This window comes from Marinobacter sp. G5_S1_61_S3 (assembly GCF_054968585.1).
In genome coordinates this window covers 134197-156179 of the sequence record NZ_JBQKUK010000011.1, presented here as the reverse complement: position 1 = coordinate 156179, position 21983 = coordinate 134197, and the positions used below count along the sequence as shown (strand labels likewise).

Annotated in this window: 19 protein-coding genes and 1 tRNA gene; 15 read left to right on the top strand and 5 right to left on the bottom strand. The window is 57.9% G+C overall.

Features of this window, described 5'->3' with window-relative positions:
• Nucleotides 1-6: 6 nt before the first annotated feature.
• From ACTRWH_RS12840 to pgi, 6 genes are all read left to right on the top strand, one after another.
• Nucleotides 7-1416: a sigma-54-dependent transcriptional regulator gene (locus ACTRWH_RS12840; RefSeq protein ID WP_041332653.1), complete on the top strand. Its 1410-nt coding sequence runs from the start codon at nt 7-9 to the stop codon at nt 1414-1416.
• Between the two features lie 745 nt (nt 1417-2161).
• Nucleotides 2162-3538, top strand: coding sequence for a polynucleotide adenylyltransferase PcnB (gene pcnB, locus ACTRWH_RS12835; protein WP_278366755.1), 1377 nt, complete (start codon nt 2162-2164; stop codon nt 3536-3538).
• Between the two features lie 3 nt (nt 3539-3541).
• Nucleotides 3542-4057, top strand: a complete 516-nt coding sequence (folK, locus tag ACTRWH_RS12830; protein ID WP_036203230.1) for a 2-amino-4-hydroxy-6-hydroxymethyldihydropteridine diphosphokinase — start codon at nt 3542-3544, stop codon at nt 4055-4057.
• Between the two features lie 118 nt (nt 4058-4175).
• Nucleotides 4176-4970: a 3-methyl-2-oxobutanoate hydroxymethyltransferase gene (gene panB, locus ACTRWH_RS12825; protein ID WP_136633951.1), complete on the top strand. Its 795-nt coding sequence runs from the start codon at nt 4176-4178 to the stop codon at nt 4968-4970.
• Nucleotides 4967-5815, top strand: coding sequence for a pantoate--beta-alanine ligase (gene panC / locus ACTRWH_RS12820; RefSeq protein ID WP_036203225.1), 849 nt, complete (start codon nt 4967-4969; stop codon nt 5813-5815). The genes panB and panC overlap by 4 nt, the downstream gene beginning before the upstream one ends.
• Before the next feature lie 31 nt (nt 5816-5846).
• A complete protein-coding gene (gene pgi, locus ACTRWH_RS12815) occupies nt 5847-7511 on the top strand; it encodes a glucose-6-phosphate isomerase (protein WP_136633950.1) in 1665 nt (554 codons plus the stop codon).
• Nucleotides 7512-7518: 7 nt separating this feature from the next.
• Here the strand turns inward: pgi and folK (ACTRWH_RS12810) are convergent, their stop codons facing one another.
• Both folK (ACTRWH_RS12810) and folB read right to left on the bottom strand, forming a co-directional pair.
• On the bottom strand, nt 7519-8037 hold the full coding sequence (gene folK / locus ACTRWH_RS12810) for a 2-amino-4-hydroxy-6-hydroxymethyldihydropteridine diphosphokinase (RefSeq protein ID WP_036203219.1): 519 nt from the start codon (nt 8035-8037) through the stop codon (nt 7519-7521).
• Complete coding sequence (gene folB / locus ACTRWH_RS12805; RefSeq protein ID WP_036203216.1) at nt 8037-8393, bottom strand: dihydroneopterin aldolase; 357 nt, start codon at nt 8391-8393, stop codon at nt 8037-8039. The genes folK (ACTRWH_RS12810) and folB overlap by 1 nt, the downstream gene beginning before the upstream one ends.
• A 159-nt stretch (nt 8394-8552) precedes the next feature.
• Between folB and plsY the strand changes: the two genes are divergently transcribed.
• Nucleotides 8553-9146, top strand: coding sequence for a glycerol-3-phosphate 1-O-acyltransferase PlsY (gene plsY, locus ACTRWH_RS12800; protein WP_036203213.1), 594 nt, complete (start codon nt 8553-8555; stop codon nt 9144-9146).
• Here the strand turns inward: plsY and tsaD are convergent.
• Nucleotides 9143-10198 (bottom strand): tRNA (adenosine(37)-N6)-threonylcarbamoyltransferase complex transferase subunit TsaD, encoded by a 1056-nt coding sequence (gene tsaD / locus ACTRWH_RS12795; protein ID WP_462826471.1) that lies wholly within the window; start codon nt 10196-10198, stop codon nt 9143-9145. The genes plsY and tsaD overlap by 4 nt on opposite strands.
• A gap of 239 nt (nt 10199-10437) precedes the next feature.
• Here tsaD and rpsU point away from each other — a divergent pair, with 239 nt between their 5' ends.
• The 4 genes from rpsU to ACTRWH_RS12775 all read left to right on the top strand — a co-directional run bounded on the left by rpsU (nt 10438) and on the right by ACTRWH_RS12775 (nt 14760).
• The gene (gene rpsU, locus ACTRWH_RS12790; RefSeq protein WP_007153483.1) at nt 10438-10653 is read left to right on the top strand and encodes a 30S ribosomal protein S21; all 216 of its coding nucleotides are present in this window, start codon (nt 10438-10440) and stop codon (nt 10651-10653) included.
• Nucleotides 10654-10805: 152 nt separating this feature from the next.
• Nucleotides 10806-12539 (top strand): DNA primase, encoded by a 1734-nt coding sequence (dnaG, locus tag ACTRWH_RS12785; RefSeq protein WP_462826470.1) that lies wholly within the window; start codon nt 10806-10808, stop codon nt 12537-12539.
• A 180-nt stretch (nt 12540-12719) separates the two neighbouring features.
• Nucleotides 12720-14570, top strand: coding sequence for an RNA polymerase sigma factor RpoD (gene rpoD, locus ACTRWH_RS12780; protein WP_036203209.1), 1851 nt, complete (start codon nt 12720-12722; stop codon nt 14568-14570).
• A 113-nt stretch (nt 14571-14683) separates the two neighbouring features.
• A tRNA-Ile gene (locus ACTRWH_RS12775) sits at nt 14684-14760 on the top strand.
• Between the two features lie 17 nt (nt 14761-14777).
• Here the strand turns inward: ACTRWH_RS12775 and ACTRWH_RS12770 are convergent.
• On the bottom strand, nt 14778-15110 hold the full coding sequence (locus ACTRWH_RS12770) for a tRNA-binding protein (protein WP_228210358.1): 333 nt from the start codon (nt 15108-15110) through the stop codon (nt 14778-14780).
• A 34-nt stretch (nt 15111-15144) separates the two neighbouring features.
• Nucleotides 15145-15825: a glutathione S-transferase family protein gene (locus ACTRWH_RS12765; protein WP_075195717.1), complete on the bottom strand. Its 681-nt coding sequence runs from the start codon at nt 15823-15825 to the stop codon at nt 15145-15147.
• 110 nt (nt 15826-15935) lie between these two features.
• On the opposite strand from ACTRWH_RS12765, the gene ACTRWH_RS12760 reads away from it, so the two are divergent.
• The 4 genes from ACTRWH_RS12760 to ACTRWH_RS12745 all read left to right on the top strand — a co-directional run bounded on the left by ACTRWH_RS12760 (nt 15936) and on the right by ACTRWH_RS12745 (nt 21774).
• Nucleotides 15936-16172, top strand: a complete 237-nt coding sequence (locus tag ACTRWH_RS12760) for a TIGR02647 family protein (protein WP_036203201.1) — start codon at nt 15936-15938, stop codon at nt 16170-16172.
• A 162-nt stretch (nt 16173-16334) separates the two neighbouring features.
• Complete coding sequence (locus ACTRWH_RS12755) at nt 16335-16925, top strand: PEP-CTERM sorting domain-containing protein (protein WP_036203196.1); 591 nt, start codon at nt 16335-16337, stop codon at nt 16923-16925.
• Nucleotides 16926-17267: 342 nt separating this feature from the next.
• A complete protein-coding gene (gene aupA / locus ACTRWH_RS12750; protein ID WP_041332641.1) occupies nt 17268-18605 on the top strand; it encodes an alkane uptake protein AupA in 1338 nt (445 codons plus the stop codon).
• Nucleotides 18606-18618: 13 nt separating this feature from the next.
• Nucleotides 18619-21774, top strand: a complete 3156-nt coding sequence (locus ACTRWH_RS12745; RefSeq protein ID WP_462826469.1) for an Ig-like domain-containing protein — start codon at nt 18619-18621, stop codon at nt 21772-21774.
• Nucleotides 21775-21983 lie beyond the last annotated feature (209 nt).

Sequence of the window (21983 nt, the reverse complement as noted above, 5' to 3'; positions counted from 1 at the left end):
CGCGTTATGCCTCGCATTCTGATTGTAGAAGACGAAGAGATCATCCGTTCAGCGGTTCGCAAGCTGCTTCAGCACGCCGGTTACGAGGTTGCCGATGCTGGCTCCGTTGAAGAAGCCGAAGACAACCACGACCCCGGCGAATTTGACCTGATCATCTCCGACCTTCGACTGCCCGGCGCAGCCGGAACGGAACTGATAAGGCGCGCACCGGACACTCCGGTGCTAATCATGACCAGCTATGCCAGCCTCCGCTCCGCCGTGGACTCCATGAAAATGGGCGCCGTGGAGTACATTGCCAAACCCTTCGATCACGATGAAATGCTGGAAGCGGTCGAGGGCATTCTCGCCAGAAAGCCGCAGATTTCTTCCTCTAATACCCAGTCATCATCGAATCAGGCAGATGCAGCTGCACCGGACAGCGACCCGGCCAGCATCATGTTTGGTCACTGCGATGCCATGCAGAAGGTGTTCACCCTGATACGCAAAGTGGCGCCGACGGAGACCACAGTGCTGATCCAGGGCGAATCCGGAACCGGCAAGGAGCTGGCTGCTCGCGCGCTTCACCTGATGAGCCCCCGGGCCGCCAGACCTCTTATTTCCGTGAACTGCGCCGCGATTCCGGAAAGCCTGATCGAGTCGGAACTGTTCGGCCATGAAAAGGGGTCGTTTACCGGGGCGGTATCGGCCCGGACCGGCCTGATCGAAGCAGCCGACGGCGGCAGCCTGTTTCTGGACGAAATCGGCGAATTGCCCGCTGAGGCTCAGGCCCGTCTGCTGCGGGTGTTGCAGGAAGGCGAGATTCGCAAGGTGGGCTCCACCCAGAGCCGCCAGGTGGACGTGCGTATGATTGCAGCCACCCATCGTAACCTGAAGGCCATGACACGAACCGGTGGGTTCCGCGAAGACTTGTTTTACCGACTGAACGTCATGCAGGTTCGCATACCGCCGCTGCGGGAAAGGCAGTCGGATATTCTTGGCCTGGCCCAGCGATTCCTGCAACGCCAGGGCGAAAAGATGAGTAAACCCGGCCTGAACCTGACACCAGAGGCCATGCGTGCGCTGGAACGACACCGCTGGCCCGGCAACGTCAGGGAGCTGGAAAACGCCATCGAGCGCGCCACCATCCTCTGTGACAGCGACCTGATCACCCCGTCCCTGCTGGATCTGGACGGCGAAGGCGGCGACGTCAACATCCCCGAAACCCTGGTGGACGGCAACAACGAGCAGGCGCCCTCCCGGGAAGCCGAGGCCACCAGTGACCTCTCCCTTGAAGATTACTTCCAACACTTTGTGCTGGAAAACCAGGATCGTATGAGTGAAACCGAGCTGGCCCAAAAGTTGGGGATCAGCCGTAAATCTCTGTGGGAGCGGCGGCAACGCCTGGGCATACCACGAAAGAAAAGTTCGGGGAACTGATACTTTTCCGGTACCCCTCAGCAAGCGTTGTTACCGGGAAAGTGTGAACCTGAGCTCAGTTGTTACCCAGTGTTCCTGACGGTAACACCCCAGATCTAAAAAACGCGACCTCAGTAACACTTAAGTCTTACGATCCACCTTCTCAAATAGACCGACAATACTAACCTACTGTTAATAAACAGTTTTCAAAAACTGGCACACGGACTGCAGTCTATAGGGCGCACAACAACAAAAACAACAGTGACAACGCAGCGCCAACAACAAGAACAAAAAGCTGTAGAAGACGTTCGGTAACAAAAACAAAAACAGAACGTGAGCGAACTGAGTGTTTTGGGTACTTTGCTTTTTAGTGGTCCCACGGCACGTGCGAGTTGTAGATGTAGAGAAGAATCGTCTTCCAGGCGGCACTGCATTTACCCAATGACTTGCCCGATGTCTCTGACTGCTCTGTGTATTCAAAGCTTTCCGTTTGCACTCCTGGAATCCCTAAGCTTGGGGATTGACAGTGGGGTAGAAAAACGAAGAAAAATCCCGGTAAAAACAAAAACAATGCAGATCGTCAACGCTTTCAGGGCGGGTTCGTGTAAACGAATCCGCCTTTTGATTATCTGGCCCAACCGTTTTTTCGAACTGACCATTTGCGCCCTTCCCTTGGTTGTTTTCACCAGCTTATGTCGCCAAACGTGTGCAAATCCCGCCCAAACCGTTAAACTCTCGCTTTTGCTCAGCGCAATAACGGAATTCAATGTCTACTAATACTCCAAACATTCTGTCGTCAGCCGTCCAGAAATTTCGAGGGCTCCTAAAGGGAAACGGGAAGAAAAAAGCCCGAACCTATCAACGTCAGGAAATCCCCCGGGACCAGCATAACGTTTCCCGCTCGTTCATCAGCGAGCCCGCCAAGAAAGTGCTCAGTCGGCTGAATAATGCCGGTTACGAAGCGTATCTGGTAGGCGGCGGTGTTCGAGACATACTGCTTGGCGGCAAACCCAAGGATTTTGATATCGCCACCAACGCCACGCCGGAAGAGGTGCATGACCTGTTCCGCAACTCCAGGCTGATTGGCCGGCGCTTCCGCATTGTTCACGTCCTGTTCGGCCGGGAAGTCATTGAGGTCACAACCTTTCGCGGAAATGCGGCAGAAGCGCAGGAAGATGACGACGACGATGACCGCAGAACCAGCGAGCATGGCCTGCTGCTGCGGGATAACGTCTACGGCAATCTGGAAGAAGACGCCTTGCGCAGGGACTTCACCGTGAATGCCCTCTATTACTGCATCCGCGACTTCACCGTGGTGGATTTCGCAAACGGCATTGAAGACCTGGAAAACCGTCAGATGCGCCTGATTGGTGACCCGGAAACCCGCTACCGGGAAGACCCGGTACGTATGCTCCGCGCCGTACGCTTCGCCGCCAAGCTGGGCTTCGATATCGAACCCGACACCGAAGCCCCGATCCGGGAACTGGCACCACTGCTCACGCACATTCCGCCAGCTCGCCTGTTCGAAGAAGTGCTTAAGCTGTTCTCCGCAGGTTTCGGTGAAGCCACTTACGACCTGCTCAGCGAATACAACCTGCTGGCGCCTTTGTTCCCGGAGACGGTGCAGGCCATCAACAACGGCGAGCCGGATGAACTGATCCGCAAGGCCCTGCGAAATACCGATGCCCGCATCGCTCAGGGCAAGTCAGTAACGCCCTACTTCCTGTTTGCGGCCATGCTCTGGCCAGCCCTGCAGGCGGAATGGCGGAAACGCCAGGATAATGGGGAGCCGGTACAACCGGCATTGCACATGGCCATCGCCAAGGTGATCGGCCGACAGGTTCAGGCCACCTCGATCCCCAAGCGCTTCTCCGGCCCGATGAAGGAGATCTGGGAACTGCAGATGCGCCTGCCACGTCGCCAGGGTAAGCGCGCATTCGCCACCATGTCCCATCCCCGCTTCCGGGCCGCCTATGACTTCCTGCTGGTAAGGGAAGCCTCGGGCGAAATCGAACCCGGACTGGGCCAGTGGTGGACGGAATTCCAGGAAACTGACGAACGCGGCCAGGAACGTATGTTGACACAACTGGGCAGTGACGGCCCCAAGAAACGCCGCCGCAAGAAGCCCGCGAAAAAGGCCTGACCGATGACGGCCACGGATGTTTTTATCGGGCTCGGCAGCAACCAGGCTGACCCTTCCGCGCAACTGGCCGGTGCCGTGGCCCGGCTGGCTGCGCTGTCGGAAACTGAACTGGTGGCCCAGTCCCCTTTTTATCGCAGTAAGCCGGTGGGCCCGCAGGACCAGCCCGATTTCGTAAACGGCGCAGCCTGGTTACGCACGGAACTTTCCGCCCTGGAACTGCTGGACCAGCTACAGGCCATTGAACAGGCTCATGGCCGCGAACGCATACAGCACTGGGGGCCGAGAACCCTGGATCTGGACCTGCTCCTCTATGGCAATGAAACCATCGCCAGCGAACGCCTGACCGTACCCCACGCCGAACTCGCCAACCGCGACTTTGTCTTGCAGCCGTTACTGGACCTGGAGCCCGGACTGGCACTGCCAGACGGCCGCACCATCGCGCAACTGCGACAACAATGCCCTGATAACAACCTGCAAAAACTCAATCCGGTGGAACGGGCACCTTTCCCGCCCGGCTGAGACCAACGGCTCGGCGTGCGGCTATTGCCACAAACACACCCCCGGATTACCCTAAAGGCCTGGATGCCGGCATACACCCGGCCCGGTCTGGCCCATCCACCCACAAGGCAAGGATTCTATGGCTGTTACCATCAATACTCTGCGCGATTACAAGCAGAAGGGCGAAGCTTTCTCCGTTCTGACATCCTACGATGCCACCTTTGCTCAAATCGTCAGTGAGGCCGGCGTTGATGTTATCCTGATTGGCGACTCTCTTGGCATGGTGCTTCAGGGGCACGACAGCACACTCCCCGTGACCATGGATCAGATGGTGTACCACGTGTCGTCCGTAGCCAAAGGCAACCGGGGCTCGCTGATCATGGCCGACATGCCGTTCATGACCTACGGTACCACCGAGGCCGCCCTGGAGAACGCCGCCGAGCTGATGCGCGCCGGTGCCCACATTGTCAAGCTGGAAGGCACCGACTGGATGAAGGACACCATTCACGCCCTGAGCGAACGCGGCGTGCCGGTATGCGCCCATCTGGGCCTGACCCCGCAGTTCGTCAACAAGTTTGGCGGCTACAAGGTCCAGGGCCGGGACGAAAAGCACGCCGAGCTTATGATTGAACACGCCTGTGAACTGGTGGCCGCGGGCGCCGATGCCATCCTGCTGGAATGCGTACCTGCGCCGCTGGCAGCCAGGATCACCCAGGCCGTACAAGCGCCGGTGATCGGCATTGGTGCCGGCGCAGACACCGACGGTCAGGTACTGGTGGTCCACGATATGCTGGGCATGGTCACCGGCCGAAAACCACGCTTTGTGAAGGACTTCCTGGCGGAGTCCGGCTCCATCAAAGGTGCCATCGAAGCCTATGTGGCCGCAGTTCGCGACCGCTCATTCCCCGCCGAGGAGCATACGTTCAAGGCATGAGAACCGTACATACGCTTAAAGAACTCCGTGCCATGCTGCGCAGCTATCGCCAGCAAGGGAAACGTATTGGGCTGGTTCCCACCATGGGCAACCTGCATGACGGGCATATTTCATTGGTCAGAAAGGCCCGTGAAGCAGCCGACATCGTCGTGACCAGTATCTTCGTGAACCCGATGCAGTTCGGCGCTACGGAAGACCTGGACACCTATCCCCGCACACTGATTGAAGATCAGGAGCGGCTTGAGGCTGCAGGCAGCACCCTGGTGTTCGCCCCCTCCAATGAAGAAATCTATCCCGAGGGACTGGCCAGGCACACCCGTATTATTGTTCCGGAAGTCAGTGAGGGCCATTGCGGCGCCAGCCGGCCCGGACACTTTGAGGGCGTAGCCACGGTCGTCACCATGCTGTTCAATATGGTTCAGCCGGATATCGCGGTGTTTGGCGAGAAGGATTACCAACAATTGGCAGTCATTCGCAAACTTACCCAGGATCTGATGATACCGGTGGAAGTCATCGGCGGCCCGACCGTTCGCGAAGAGGACGGTCTGGCGAAAAGCTCCCGCAACGGGTTCCTTACCGAGGACGAACGCGCCATTGCACCGACTCTCTATCAGACACTGAAGAACACCGCAGAACAGATTCACGAAGGCCGGACCGATTTCACAGTGCTGTCCCAAGAGGCCAACGATGCCCTCAGTAAAGCGGGGTTACGCCCGGATTACTTCAACATCGCCAACAGCCTGACCCTGAAACCGGCCAGCGCCGACGATACCGAACTGACTCTACTGGTGGCAGCGTTTCTGGGTACCACACGACTGATCGACAACCTGTCGATCACCCGCTAATCCGACATTCACTGACAGAAAGGATTCCACAATGTCCCAGGGCTCTGTACCACTCACCAGCCGGCCCGAGTGGCAGGCACTGAAGACACATCAGGCGGAACTGGAAAGCACCCACATGAGGGAGCTTTTCAGCGACGATCCCGACCGAGCCAGCCGTTTTTTCATTCGCGGCGGCGGCCTGTCGCTGGATTACTCCCGCAACCGCATGACCGATGACACCCTGGCGAAGCTGATGGCATTGGCCAGGAAATGCGGTGTACCGGAGCAAATCGAAGCCATGTTTCGTGGCGACCACATCAACGTCACTGAAAAGCGCCCGGCGCTGCACATCGCCCTGCGGGACACCAGCGGCGCTTCCATCCACGTTGACGGCACGGACATCACTCCGGAAGTGGAAGGCACGCTGAATCGCATGGCGCAGTTCGTAGACGACGTGCTTAGCGAGCGCTGGCAGGGGCATACCGGCAAGGCCTTTACCGATGTGGTCAGTATTGGCATTGGCGGCTCCTTCCTCGGCCCCAAACTGGTATCGGAAGCTCTACGCCCTTACTGGCATGGCCAGTTGAAGGGCCACTACGTCGCCAACATCGACGGCACCCAAATAGCCGAGGTACTGCGCCGGGTCAACCCGGAAACCACCCTCTTCCTGATCCAGTCGAAATCCTTCCGTACCCAGGAAACCCTGGAGAACAGCAAGGTGGCCCGGGACTGGTTCCTGGACAACGGCGGCAGCGAGGATCAGATCGCGAAGCACTTCGTGGCGGTTACTGCCAATACCCCGGAAGCCGTTAAATTCGGCATCTCCGAAGACAACATCTTCCCCATGTGGGACTGGGTGGGCGGACGCTACTCGCTGTGGTCCGCCATCGGCCTGCCCGTGGCATTGACCATCGGCATGGAGAATTTCCGTGCCCTGCTCTCCGGCGCCAATGCCATGGACCAACATTTCCATACTGCGCCACTGGAGCAGAACCTGCCTGTGGTCATAGCCATGCTGGGGGTCTGGTACAACAACTTCTGGGGCGCGGAAACCTACACCATCCTGCCCTACGACCATTACCTCCGCAGCCTGCCCGCGCACCTGCAACAACTGGACATGGAAAGTAACGGCAAGAGCGTGACCCAGGGCGGTGAGCCGCTAACCTACCAAAGCGGCCCGGTGATCTGGGGCGGCGTGGGTGCCAACGGCCAACACGCCTTCCACCAACTACTGCATCAAGGCACACGCCTGATTCCGGCGGACTTCATTATTCCTCTGGAGACCCACAACCCGGTCGCCAGTCACCACGTTACGCTGTTTGCCAACTGCCTGAGCCAGTCACGAGCTCTGATGTCCGGCAAGACCCTGGACGAAGCCAAAGCGGAACTGAAAGCCGAAGGCATGAGCTCTGGAGAGATCGACAAACTGGCGCCTCACAAGGTGATTCCCGGCAACAAACCCAGCAATACCCTGCTGATGGAGAAATCGACGCCGGAAACCGTCGGCGCGCTGATCGCTCTCTATGAACACCGTACCTTTGTGCAGGGCATTATCTGGGATGTGGATTCGTTCGATCAGTGGGGCGTGGAACTGGGGAAACAGATGGGCAAGGGCATACTGGACCGCCTGACCGGCGATACTGCCGAAGGCGACGAGGCCATCGACAGCTCAACGGCCAGCCTGATCCAGATATACCGCTCACATCACGGGGCGTAAAGTCCCTTTATCGGGCAGCGGCCTGCGAGATGCGCCGGCCCCGCCAGGTAAAGTCCACCGGCCACAATTTCTGGTCACGGTCATAGGCCTGCCACAGTGCCTGGTAACGCTCGCCGCAGACCGGATGAACGGCGGTCGGCGCAATTTCCGCCAGTGGCAACAGCACGAAGGCGTTTTTCAGGATCTCGCCCCGGGGCAGCTCGACACCATCGACCCGGCCCACCTCGTGATCGTAGGTGAGAATATCCAGATCCAGTGTTCGGGGGCTGAACTTTGGCACACCCCGCCGTCGACCATTGTCCGCCTCAAGTTGCTTGAAGCGGGCCGACAGCTCGGCCACGCTCAGGTCGGTATCGACGCCCACCACCAGATTGTAGAAGGGCGAGCCATCAAAACCGACCGACTCGCTCTCGTAGACAGATGAGATAAGCGGTTCGTCAAACCAGCCAGCCAGTGCATCCAGCGCCGCAGTGATATAGCGCTCGCGGTCAATGTTGCTACCGATACTGATATACACCCGCGCCATCAGAGGCTCCCCCGTTCAATCCTTACACCCACGGCTGCTGCAGCCGGAACGGCGCCTGGCTTACGAAGGGTCAACCTGACCCAGCGCACGTTGAATTCACTCTGTAGCAAACCGGCAATGCCTTCCGCAGCGGTTTCCAGCAATTGGGGGCGAGCCTCGACAAGGTAGTCTGAGACCCGCTCACTGACCAAAGCGTAGTTCAGAGCATCACTGACATCATCCGACGCCGCCGGTGCCCTGTTATCCCAGGCCATCTCCAGGTCCACCAACAGCCGCTGACTGACTTCCCGCTCCCAGTCGTACACGCCGATGATTGCCTCAACGGCCAGACCTTCGATCAGTACACTATCTGTCAACGGAGGCTCTCCCGGGCTTACACTCTTTGCTGATTGAATAACGCGCAGGCAGCGGATACTGTGTAAAATCTGACCTGCTTCGTCGCGGGGCCGGCATTTTCTCACAAATGACCAGTACGCGTCTTTGCGTCTTTTTCACTTTGCCAATGATCGCCACCGATGAGCTATCTGAGTGACCCGGTACTGACCGTTCTACTGTGCGCCCTGGCCTACTTGGCGGGCTCGATGCTGTTTGCACTGCCGGTCTGTCGCGCCTGGCATCTTCCAGACCCACGCGCCCAGGGCTCTGGGAACCCCGGCGCCACCAACGTCTACCGTACCGGCGGATGGCCGCCAGCGGCACTGACGTTATTCCTGGATGCCGCCAAGGGCTGGCTTCCGGTGTGGTTTGCCCACCAGGCAGACCTGACCATCCTTTCCCAGGCCATGGTGGCGCTGTGCGCGGTGACCGGGCACATGATTCCACTGTTCTATCGATTCAAGGGTGGAAAAGGCGTGGCGACGGCACTGGGCGCCGGGCTTGCGCTGGCTCCAGCGACCACGCTTCTACTGGCCGCCATCTGGGCCCTGGTGATGTGGCGCTGGAAGATCTCGGCGCTCGCCTCGATTGTAGCCATTGTCAGCGGCCCCATCATCAGCGCCCTGATCGAACCCGACACCCTGCCACTGTTCGGCTTGCTGGCCATCCTGATTGTGGTGCGTCACCGCAACAACCTGATCCGCATGGCCCAGGGCCGGGAACCGGGCTTCTAGTCCACCAGCCCATTCGTCCGTGGTTCGCCAACCGGTGGCAGTGTATTCATCGGCCAGCGCGGCACCGCCACAATTCGATCGCCATCCTGCTGGCCTGAGTTCATACGCTGACAACCCGCGTAAGCAATCATGGCGCCATTATCCGTACAGAACTCAGGGCGTGCGTAGAACACGGCGGCACGAAGTTTCTCAGTCATTTTCTCAAGCCCGGCACGCAACCGCTTATTGGCGCTAACGCCGCCGGCAATCACCAAGCGCTTGCAACCGGTCTGCTCCAGGGCACGGCGACATTTGATGGCCAGTGTATCCACCACCGCTGCCTCGAAGGCCAGGGCAATATCGGCGCGGGTCTGGTCATCCAGCCCCCCAGCACGTTCTGCCGCAGTTACCGTATTGAGGGTAAACGTCTTCAAGCCACTAAAACTGAAATCCAGCCCCGGCCGGTCTGTCATCGGGCGCGGGAACCGATACCGGCCAGACGTGCCCGTTTCAGCCAGCGCCGCCACCCTGGGCCCGCCGGGATAATCCAGCCCCAGCATCTTGGCGGTTTTATCGAAGGCCTCGCCGGCGGCATCGTCCACAGACTCACCCAGCATTTCATACTCGCCAATGCCCTTAACCAGCACTAACTGGGTATGGCCGCCGGAAACCAGCAGGGCAACAAAAGGAAACGCCGGGGGATTGTCTTCCAGCATTGGTGCCAACAGATGACCCTCCATGTGATGGACACCCAGCACCGGCACACCCAGAGCAAATCCCAGGGCATGGGCCACAGAACCACCTACCATCAGCGCTCCCACCAGACCGGGACCGGCGGTGTAGGCAATGCCGTCGATATCAGCGCGAACCCGACCGGCATCGGCAAGCACCTGATCACACAGCGGCAGCAGTTTGCGGACATGGTCGCGGGAGGCCAGCTCCGGCACCACACCGCCGTAATCCGCGTGCATATCAATCTGGCTGAACAACGCATGCGCCAGCAGCCCGCGTTCGCTGTCATAGAGGGCAACGCCGGTTTCATCACAGGAGGTTTCAATACCGAGAATCAGCATAAATAAGGGCCACAACTCCAGACTGGTGAACATCAGCGGAGCATTTTAGCAGAAACCCGAAACCCTCCGTCAGTTTCATCGAACAAACATTGACCTCGGCCATGGGCAGGCGCTATCATTGCCGGCCTTAAATACGCACTGGTCGAGTTTTAGCCAATCTGACCAGGTATCGAGTCGATCTGACAGACCGGTCGATCAGACAAAACAGAAACCGAATCAATCAGGTAGGTGATTTTCGAATGCCAGCTGTTAAAGTGAAAGAGAATGAACCGTTTGACGTAGCCCTTCGTCGCTTCAAGCGCTCCTGCGAGAAAGCAGGCGTTCTGTCGGAAGTACGTCGCCGTGAGCACTACGAGAAGCCGACAGCCGTGCGCAAGCGCAAGGCAGCCGCAGCCGTCAAGCGTCATCTCAAGAAGCTTCAGCGGGAACAGCGCAAGTTCGAGCGTCTGTACTAAGCTTTACCGGACGCCGCTTGACTGCAAGCCTATAATCGCCTGTATAGCCGCAGGTTGCACAGAGCGATACCAAAATGCCGCCGAGGCCTGGCTTCGGCGGCATTTTTGGCTGTACTTCCAGGCCCGGCACTTTCCGCGCGACCGGAGACATCATGAGTGGACTGATCCCGCAACGCTTTGTTGAAGACCTGCTCGACCGGATAGACCTGGCGGAGCTGATCGGATCACGTATCACCCTGAAAAAGGCCGGCGGCAACTACAAGGCCCGCTGCCCCTTCCATGATGAGAAAACGCCGTCTTTCAACGTTCGGCCGGACAAGGGCTTTTACCACTGCTTTGGCTGTGGCGCCCATGGCGATGCCATCAGTTTTGTCCGCGAATTCGATGGCCTGGGCTTTACCGACGCGGTAGAGGAACTGGCCCGCCGAGCCGGCATGGAAGTGCCCTACGACCAGAGCGCGCGCCAGGAAATGCAGCAGGCGCGAACACTGACGGACGCCCTGGATTACGCCAGCCGCTTCTATCAGTCCGCTCTGAAGGGCCAGCAAGGCGAATTCGCCCGGGACTACCTCAAACAGAGGGGCCTGGACGACAGCATTATCGAACAGTACCAGCTGGGCTACGCGCCCGGCACCGGCACCGCGTTGTTCGACAGTGCCAGCAAGGATCTGCAGGGGCCGTTGGTTGAAACCGGCACGGTCTCCGACAAGTATGGCCGGCCACGGGATCTGTTCCGCAACCGGGTGATGTTTCCGATCCGCAACAGCCGCGGACGAACCATTGCCTTTGGCGGGCGCACACTGGGTGATGACAAGGCCAAGTACATCAACTCTCCGGAGTCTGATGTGTTCCATAAAAGCCGCGAAATCTACGGCCTTTATGAAGCCAAACAGTCGATCCGCCAACTCGACAGGCTGCTGGTGGTGGAAGGCTACATGGATGTCATTGCGCTCGCGCAGAACGGCATCCACTTTGCCGTGGCCACGCTGGGCACAGCCACGAACCAGGACAGCCTGTCGGCACTGCTGAAGCAGGTACGGCATCTGGTGTTCTGTTTTGACGGCGACCAGGCCGGTTACCGGGCGGCCGACAAGGCCCTGGAGAATGCTCTGGAATTGCTGACCGACGGCCTTCATCTGCAATTCCTGATGATGCCGGACGGTGAAGACCCGGACACACTGGTGCGCAAGGAGGGCCCCGACGCGTTCCAGGAACGCATCAACGGCGCCACGCCCCTGTCTCGCTACCTGTTCAACCGGCAAAGCGAGGGACTGGACCTGACGCTGCCGGAAGACCGGGGTGAGCTGAAGGCACGGGTAGAACCGCTGCTGAAGAAAATGCCCAGGAGCACCCTCAGGGATGCCATGTGGCATGAAATGCTGCGACTGTGCGGCAACAACCGGGGCGACTGGCAGAACCGCCGCCAGCCAAACGGCAAGGGCGGATACGGCGAACGCCGGGTGCAGGAACAACGGATTGACGTAAAACTCAGCAAGGATACCCAGCTTTGTCTGGCCCTGCTTGAAGCGCCGGACATGGCCAGCGAAATTGCTGAACTTTGCCGCAGCAGCCGCCAATACCGGCAGGCAAGCCAGTTCGCCGGCTGGATCCTGGAGCACGCCATCAAAGACCGGCGCTCCCTGGTCCGCGAACTGGCAACGGATAACCGCGCCAGAGAACAGTTTTACAGCCTGTTCGATGGCATTGAACACATCCCCGCACGGGAACAGACCCTGGCTGGCGCCAGGGAAATGCTAAACCCGAACCGGGAAGTGGCGCGCAAGCAGCGGCTGGCGTCTCTGCTATCGGAAAAACGTAGCCTGGCAGACCTTAGCGCTGAAGAGCGGCAGGAGCTGAAGGCACTGACCGGACAGAACGACGACTGACCAGCGCCAGAAAACAGAGCCGGCGGGCCAAAAAACGCAATAACTGCCGCCGGAAACGGCACTGCACTTGAAACTTGCAGTATTGATCACCATCTAACCATCCGGTGGCAGAGCAACCGCGCGACAGCTATAATGGCTGTTTCACTTTTTTCCTTTTACCAGCGAGTTCACAGGGTGTCTATGTCAGGCAATTCGCAGAAATCACGTCTTAAAGACCTCATTGCACGAGGCAAGGAACAAGGTTACCTGACTTACGCCGAGGTAAACGACCACCTCCCGGAAGACATTGCTGACCCGGACCAGGTCGAAGACATCATTCGCATGATCAACGACATGGGCATCCAGGTGTCTGAAGTGGCGCCGGACGCGGACACGCTGCTGATGACTGACGGTGACTCCACCGCTGACGAAGCTGCGGCCGCTGAAGCCGCTGCGGCACTTGCAGCCGTGGAATCCGACGCTGGCCGCACCACGGACCCGGTCCGCATGTACATGCGCGAAATGGGCACCGTGGAGCTGCTGACCCGCGAAGGCGAAATTGTCATTGCCAAGCGCATCGAGGAAGGTATCCGTGATGTCATGGCCGCCGTGGCCCACTTTCCCGGCATCACCGGTACCGTTATCCAGGCCTACGACCGCATCATCGAGAACGAAGGCCGCCTCAGCGACATCGTCTCCGGCTTCCTCGACCCCGACGGCGCCGAGCCGTTCATGGAGGAAGACACTACCCCGGACACGTCCAGCACCTCGGACGATTCATCCGACGACGATGATGACGATGACGACAGCGAAGAAGAAACCGAAAGCGGTCCGGATCCGGAAGAAACCCGTCTGCGTTTTGAGCTGCTGAAAGAAAAGCTCGATGCCGCCGACGCAAGCCTGGCCAAACACGGCCGCGGCCACAAGAAAACCCAGGAAGCCCTGAACGAACTGGGCCAGGTATTCGCCCCGTTCAAGCTGGGCAACAAGGCGTTTGACGAACTGGTGAACGTCGTTCGCTCCACCAACGATCTGGTGCGGGAGAACGAGCGGGCGATCATGAAAATCTGCGTACGCGAGTGCAAGATGCCGCGTAAGGATTTCATCAAGTCGTTCCCCGGTAACGAAACCAGCCTGGACTGGGCCGAGAAGATGTCCAAGGGCAAGAAGCCCTATGCACCGCTGATTGCTGAGCGCATCGACGAAATTGTCCGCCTGCAGAAGCGCATTGCCAATATCCAGACCGAAGTGGACCTGGACGTTTCCGACATCAAGGAAATCAACCGCCGCGTTTCCATCGGCGAAGCCAAGGCCCGCCGTGCCAAGAAGGAAATGGTGGAAGCCAACCTGCGTCTGGTTATCTCCATTGCCAAGAAGTACACCAACCGCGGCCTGCAGTTCCTCGATCTGATTCAGGAAGGCAACATCGGCCTGATGAAGGCGGTCGACAAATTCGAGTATCGCCGTGGCTACAAGTTCTCCACCTACGCCACATGGTGGATTCGTCAGGCCATCACCCGCTCCATCGCGGACCAGGCCCGCACCATCCGTATTCCGGTGCACATGATCGAAACCATCAACAAACTCAACCGCATCTCCCGTCAGATGCTGCAGGAGATGGGCCGCGAGCCCACGCCGGAAGAGTTGGGCGAGCGCATGGAAATGCCCGAGGACAAGATCCGCAAGGTACTGAAGATCGCCAAGGAACCGATCTCCATGGAAACCCCGATCGGTGATGACGAAGACAGCCACCTGGGCGACTTCATTGAAGATATCCAGGCCCTGTCACCTGTTGACTCCGCTACCGCTGAAGGCCTGCGCGAAGCTACCCGCTCCGTGCTCTCCGGCCTGACCGCGCGCGAGTCCAAGGTGCTGCGCATGCGCTTCGGTATCGAAATGAACACCGACCACACCCTGGAAGAAGTGGGCAAGCAGTTTGACGTAACCCGCGAGCGAATCCGCCAGATCGAAGCCAAGGCCCTGCGCAAACTGCGCCATCCTTCCCGCTCCGATCACCTGCGCGGCTTCATTGACGATCAGGGCAACGGATAACACCACAACAGTAGCGGGCGCCATCCCTCACCGGTATAATGGCGCCCGCTTTGTTGCTCCCGCCCGGAAGCGACACCCCAAAAGCAAACCTTTAAGCAGCATCCGCTGAAAAAGGGCCTATAGCTCAGTTGGTTAGAGCAGAGGACTCATAATCCTTTGGTCCCTGGTTCGAGTCCAGGTGGGCCCACCATTTCCCCAGTTTTACCTTCAGATAAGCCTCTGCCCATTACTCACCTTGTGATCCGTGCTTACCAGGGTTATCGCCCCCTCATCATTCTTGATCCCAGTCACCAGGCACTCGGACATAAATTTGCCAATCTGTTTTGGCGGGAAGTTTGTTACGGCGAGCACCTGTTTACCCAATAACGTCTCAGGATCGTACAGGTCGGTAATCTGCGCACTGGATTTTCGGATGCCCACTTCCGGACCGAAATCGACTTTCAACTTGTACGCCGGCCTGCGGGCTTCCGGAAATTCGTTTACCTCGATGATGGTGCCGATGCGCAGCTCTACGCTCTCAAAGTCTTCCCAACTGATCATGCCTGGTGAGTCCTCTGTCTGTTAAAGAAAGTGGCTATTGTCTGTGGTCCGCGAGCAAGGTGCCGACGGTGAACGCGATGTCCTCGTGTTCGGTGTCTCGCCACGGTTCCGCGAGGGATTCGGCTTCCCACTGCTGCATACTGCCTAACGCCAGAACCCTCTCAACGTAGGCAGCGGCGCCTTCGCTCAGGTCCAGCCCGTAGGTGCGTACCCGATAGACGACAGGGGCAAAGAAGGCATCCACAGCGCTAAAGCGGTCACCGGCGAGGAACGGGCCACCGAACTGCTGCAGGCCATGGGACCACAGGCTGTCGATGCGGTCGACATCCTTTTGCAGGCCCTCACTGACCGTGTTCATGCGGATACGCAGGCCCACGTTCATGCTGCAGATATCCCGTAGCGACTGGAACCCGGAATGCATTTCAGCAGCAGCACAGCGAGCCCAGGCGCGGGCCTTTACGTTTTTGGGCCAGACGCCCTCGTGACGCTCGGCCAGATACTCAATGATGGCCAGCGAGTCCCATACGGTTGTGCTTTCATCCGTGAGGCAGGGTACCTTGCCGCTGGGGCTCAGGCGCCTGTAAGCCTGCCAGGTGGGCTCATCACCAAACACAATGAGCTGCTCATTAAACTCAATGCCCAGCTCCTTCATCAGGACCCAAGGGCGTAACGACCATGACGAGTAGTTCTTGTTCGCAATATGAAGGGTGTACATCCCTGTCTCCATCCAGGTGGGGTGGTTTATCCGGAAATCAGTTTTGCCGAATACCGTGGCTTCGTATACAACTACACTAAGACCATTAAAAATAACACAAGGAACGCACCATGCCTTTCTCTTCCGACCACATTGATGAACTCAACCTGCTGGCGATGTTCGATCTGTCTTCCGCGCAGGAGGGCATCAAGGTTCACCAGCATTCAGCTGCACCGGAGATGGTGACCGCGGCTGAACGCCTACACCAGAAGGGGCTGATCACTCAGAAGGATGGCGGTTACCTGACAAGTCTGGGCAGTGAAATGGCGGAGCATGCGCAGAAGGTGCTATCGGTGCTGACCAGTTGACACTGGCATCGTGACTCCGGGAATGTCAGCTTTTCTTACACTATCAAACCGAGTCGGAAACTGCGCTTTGCCTATGTATCGGTAACAACGATGATTTTGGACTGTGGCACCTTTAATGCTGTGATTCTCCCGTAGTAAGGAATATCACCGGGAGTAGCAAAAATGAACACGAGAACTAAGTTTTGGCCACTGGTGGCTGGAACGCTGACATCCGCATTACTGATGTCAGGTTATGCTGTCGCGGCACCCATCAAATGTGATGATGCCTATAACTATATGCAGATGGACGATTCGCAGGCCACAGCATGCCTGGCGTCCGGCAAGAACAACCCGAGCTTTACCGGCAACCCTGCCAATGACATTTTTCTTAACAACGCCGCAGGAACGGGTTATCAGTTTGTGGAGAAATCTGAAAACGCAGGGAACCCCACAGCACTTTACAATCTGGAGTACGGACAGACCGACAGCACCGGCACCTGGGAATTCGATAGCAGCCTTTGGGACTCATACAGCACTATTGCAATCGGCTTCAAATTTGGTGGCGGAAACAAGGCTGACAACTGGTTCGTTTATGAACTTAACTCCCTCGTCTCCTCTGGAGACTGGGCGTACTTCGGCAAGGGTAATGGCCTGTCTCACGTGAGCCTTTACGGCAAGGGCTCTGTTACCGTGCCCGAACCTGGCTCACTGGCGCTGCTGGGCATTGGCATCATCGGCCTGACACTGGTTGGTCGAAAACGCCGCGCGAACTGAAACGTCGAGTTTCAATACACATTAGCGCAGTATTCAAAGGCTCCCGGAAGGGAGCCTTTTTTATGCCCGCAGAAAACCTGCAACAGTTCACAACTCTTCGTTACAGAAATAAACACCTTCCGGCCTGATAAGACTCTGTATTTCCTTCATTTTTAAACCATCTTTAACTAGAGGGTGGTCGTTTCGACACCAAAAGCTGTCAAAGAAGCCAACGTCCCGATAAGACAAGAGCACTACACTGCTTTTCGAACAAATGTACCAACAATAATTGCCAGCCCTGTTACCCGACTCCGGGGGCACGGCAAAGGTCCATAACAAAGACAAACAAATGGAGTGTGTTTCATGGTTTCAACCTCCCGCTTTTCCCTGCGTGCGATGACACTCGCCGTTGCAGCCGCCTCGGCCGGTTTTTCATTGAATGCCTCTGCCAGTATGGGCAATATCGGTACAACCTATGGCGTGATGCCCGTGGACGTGGCTACCGCACAGTCCCTGTCGATGTTCAACGAGCATGTGTCAGCCACCTATTACAATCCGTCCTATCTGACCAGTGACGAGCGTGGCGAGCTGACCGGCGGCATCCTTCACGCGGAGCAGGAATTGCGCTCCAGCCGTTCCGATGCAGACGGCGATATCATTTCGGATTCGCCGAGCCAGCACGTCCTGATCGGTATGAAAACCAACCTGGCGTCCCTGACCCGCTTCGATCACCCGATTTACCTGGGCTTCATCGCAGGCGTTGAGAAGTATGGTAAGGAAATGCTGGCATTCTCCTCGGAAACCTCCGAAACCGGGCAGTACCTGCAATATGGCAAGGAACCCCTATTCCTGAACATTGGTGGTGCCACCCCCCTCTGGCGGGGCATCTCAGGCGGTTTTTCGGTGCGTGTCACTCTGGAAGCAGCCGCTCAACTGGATGCCGTTTCAACACTTGGCGGTGAAACCAGCCGCGAGCGACTGGCGGTTAACGCCGAGCCCTCGCTGAAGTCCATCCTTGGCACCACCATCAAGTGGGGCGATACTTTCTGTCCGGACAGTGACTGTTTCCTCGACGGCTGGGAAAGCGCGATCACCTATCGCACCAAGTCATCCGCTTCGACGTCTGTAGACTCCAACATTATCGTTACACAGACCATCCCCGACCCGGGCCTGAGCCTCGCGGTGGCTACTATCGATTCCTTCCAACCGGAAACCTTTGCCATCGGCACCCAGTACAAGGGTGACGGCTGGCGCATCGGCGGCAGCATTGAGCAGCAGAACTGGTCTGAGCTGGAAGACGAGTTCGCCGGCGATACAATCAAGGATCAGGAGAATGTCAGCGCAGCCAATCGCATCCGTTTTGATGACATCCTGGTGCCTCGCATCGGCGCTGAATACCAGCTCAGCCGTCATTTTGCCGTCCGGGGCGGGCTGGCGTATGAGGAGTCTCCCCTCAAAACCACCCGCAACCCGGAGCTGAACTATCTGGACACCGACAAGATCGTGGCCGGGCTAGGCATCAGTGCAACCTATGAACGCACCCGTGTGCTGGCCTACCCGGTACGGTTGGATATCGGTTACCAATATCAGCAGCTGCAGGACCGGGATTTCACCATCGTCGACTATGACGGTAACGAACAGCAGGCAACCGCCGACGGTGACGTTCACGTTATCAGCGGCTCCATCACCCTGAAGTTCTGAGGAGAGGTTTGCCATGAAACACAACAATACATTGGCACTGATTCCCGCGATGTTCCTGGCAGCATGCGGCGGGGGTGATGATCAGACCATCGACGAGCCCACAACTCCGGGAGAAGTGGTTTACTCCTACCCGGCGGATGGCCAGAGCAACGTTAGCCCCAAGGCCGACATGGTGCTGCGCTTCTCCCATGCGCTGTCTGACAACGATGTTGCCAGCAAAATCCGCATCACCGATGGTAGCACCGACCTGAGCTTCACGGCCGAAAGCGTGGATGGTGGGCGCAGTCTGACATTGTCGCCACAGGGCGAACTCAGCCCGGGCGCCGACTACACCATTGAGTTTACCGAGGTATTGCAGGCAGAAGGCGGCCGTACGATTCCGACCCCCAATGCTTTTGGCCCGGAGGGCGTGCAGTTTTCAACACGGGGTGCATTCAGCGGCATCGCCGGGCTGGACAACCTGAGCCCCGAGTTCACAGTTGCGGAAATGATTCCCTCCGGGGGCAATGTATTCCAGCCCATGAACTTCTCAACGTTCCGACTGCAAATGACCCAGACCGTACACCCGGACTGGAAGGCACTCGGTGGTGTCATTGAAATCACTGACAGCAACGCGAACGTGGTGCCGGCCACCGTTCTTGTGAAAGGCCGGGACATCACCATCGACCCCTGCCTTGCAGACTCGAAAGAGCGCTGTGGCCGCGAGGAGGACATACTCACCTCGGGCAAGACCTACACCGTGTCAGTCCACAACCTGCCGAGTCTCCATGGCGGCACGCTGGACGACTTCAGCGAAACTATCACCCCACGCGACACCGGCCCAACCGTTGTTCTGTCCCAGCAAGTGGTGGATTCCGGTCTGAACGCCGGCGAGAGTGCTGAGAACACCCGCAAGTCTCGGCTAAACGGGCAAATCATCAACGGAATTACTCTGAACTCCGTACTGCAGGGCAATGCCGGGCCGTCCCAGCAAACCGGCGATCTGTTTGCAGAGCTCGCTTACGCACCGGCATTTACGGCGGATGAGCCCCTGCCACTGCGAGTTCCGAAAGGCAGCGTGCTGACCAGCAGCAGCCTGGATGTCCGTGTCAACGGTGAGGTACCGGTTATAGATCCGGCAACCGGAAACATCCAGAAAACCGGTGACATCAAGGTGACCATGTTGTCGGACGCCACCGGTTACCTGATGCCAAACCCCTACACGGATAACATGAACGCGCCGCGCCACGTCAAACTGTTCATGGATGTTGCCATGAACACGGAAGAGGCGCAGCCCAATGCTTCGTTATCCCAGGACCTGCTTGGGGTGGAGCTGACCGGCATCGCGATCGTGGAAGACGGCGTTCTGACCATCGACGCCATCGGCATGGTGGAACCCAACCTGCTGGGCCAGGAATTCACCGATGCCACCATTGCGTTTCGCATCGAAGCCGCGACGGATTCCGAGTCCGCACTGGATGCCGCCGAACAACGGGACGAAGAACTGGCGGACAACACCGGCCCACAGTTAGTGAGCTGGATGCCAGGACCGGACGATGCCTTCCCGGGTGATCGTGATCAGATGCAGCGCCCTGGCGACCCGATCGTACTGAATTTTGACGAACCGCTGGACGCCGATACCATCGCCGATGGCATTGTGCTGGACGCGGCAGGCACACCGCTGACGGTTGGCGACAACACACTGGACGCCAAACTCGACGGAACCGCCCTGGTACTGAACCCGGTCGGAGGCCTGGAGCATGGTGTTGATTACACCGTGCAGATTGGCAACGCGTTGACCGACCTTGCAGGCAATGGTGTCACACCGCAGAACCTCAGCTTCGCCCTCCCTGACATTGGCGGCGGTTCAGTCCCACAGAGGTCACCTCTGGCGCTGACAACCTATCCCGGTTACCCATGCGTCACCACCGGGGTCAACCTAAGCCAAGATAGCCATGGGCAGTGTGTGGATAACGCACCTAATGGTCCTCGCGGGGACGAGTTGCCGGTAACTACCATGCCTACGGACCGCCCCATCGTGGTCGTGTTCTCCCAGTCCATGGATCTGGACTCCATCCGCAGCGGCGAGACGTTTGTGGTTGAGAGAGTGGACGAGAGCGGCGCTGCAATTGAAGCGGTATCCGGCCGGCTGGAGAAGAACAATCAACGGATTCGGTTTTACCCGGACGAGCCCTGGGAAATCGATAGCCTGTATCGTTATCGCATGAAATCCACTTCCGGAGGCCAATGCCAGACCGGAACCGAGGATTTCATCTGCGGTGCCAACGGCCTTGCCCTGCAAACCGATCTCCTGGTAAACCCTGAAGATGTTGGCGGGCCAAATATGGACATTTACTTCCGAGGTGGTGAAGCGCTAGATACAGTATTCACTCCCTTACGGAACCTGCCGATTCGGGATACAAACTCGAACTATGTGGTTGACTGCGACGCGCTGGGTTCCCAGGACTGCCTGGAGCCATTCGATCATGAAGTGGATCCAAACGATGCCAGCGAGTTCCTGCCGTCCGCCAATGCCGCAAAACTGAAATCAGCAGGCAACGCAACAATACTGCTAATGTCCACTCCGGCAAGAGTCGGGTGCCCGACCAACGGTGATGAATGCCCAGAGAATAAATTCATCTATCAGACCTATGGACTGAATACAGAGGTTATCGGCCCCTACATCGATCCGGACTCAGGAGAGCAGACCGGTGTAAGGGTACTCTTATACCCAACCATGCTCGCGACAACCTCTACCTCGGTTTACCTGCGGATTATCGGCTTAATCACGCTGGAAGAACCGACAGGCCCACAGATCCTTCGGATGCGATACAACACGGAAACTTCCGAGGACAATCCACAAGGCTTGGTGGAAGGCGTTATTGTCGAGAATGATGATGGCCAGACCGAGTTCAGAACCGAAGCCCGCCTTCAGCTCGACGCCCCGCTGCTGGAACCACCCATTGGCGGACCACACGACCTGTACAGCAAACCGTTCACTCTTGAACTGAAAGGCGACATCAATTTCTTTGATGATGGCAGGATGCAAATAGAGCAAAGAAACACCAATCGTGTGCCGCTGACAGTCAACATAGAAAGCTTGGGGAACATTCCTCTGGAAATTCCAGCTGGCGGCGTTTACCTGAACTTCCTGTCCAACCCCATCAAGGAAATTCCAGCAGAGTACTAACTTCAGGCTCCGCTACTTATGGCCAGCCCTCGGGCTGGCCTTTTTTGTGGCCGGAAAGGCCATAAACCGGTTTTCCACTCTCCTGCGTTTCCTGCTAATCTGGTTGCCTGTTGAAACCAACTCCGAAGTCCGGGGCCAAGCGGGGACGGTGTTCCGAAACCGTGCGGAGCCATGGATGGCGGAGCCCGAGCGTTACAGGGACGTATTCA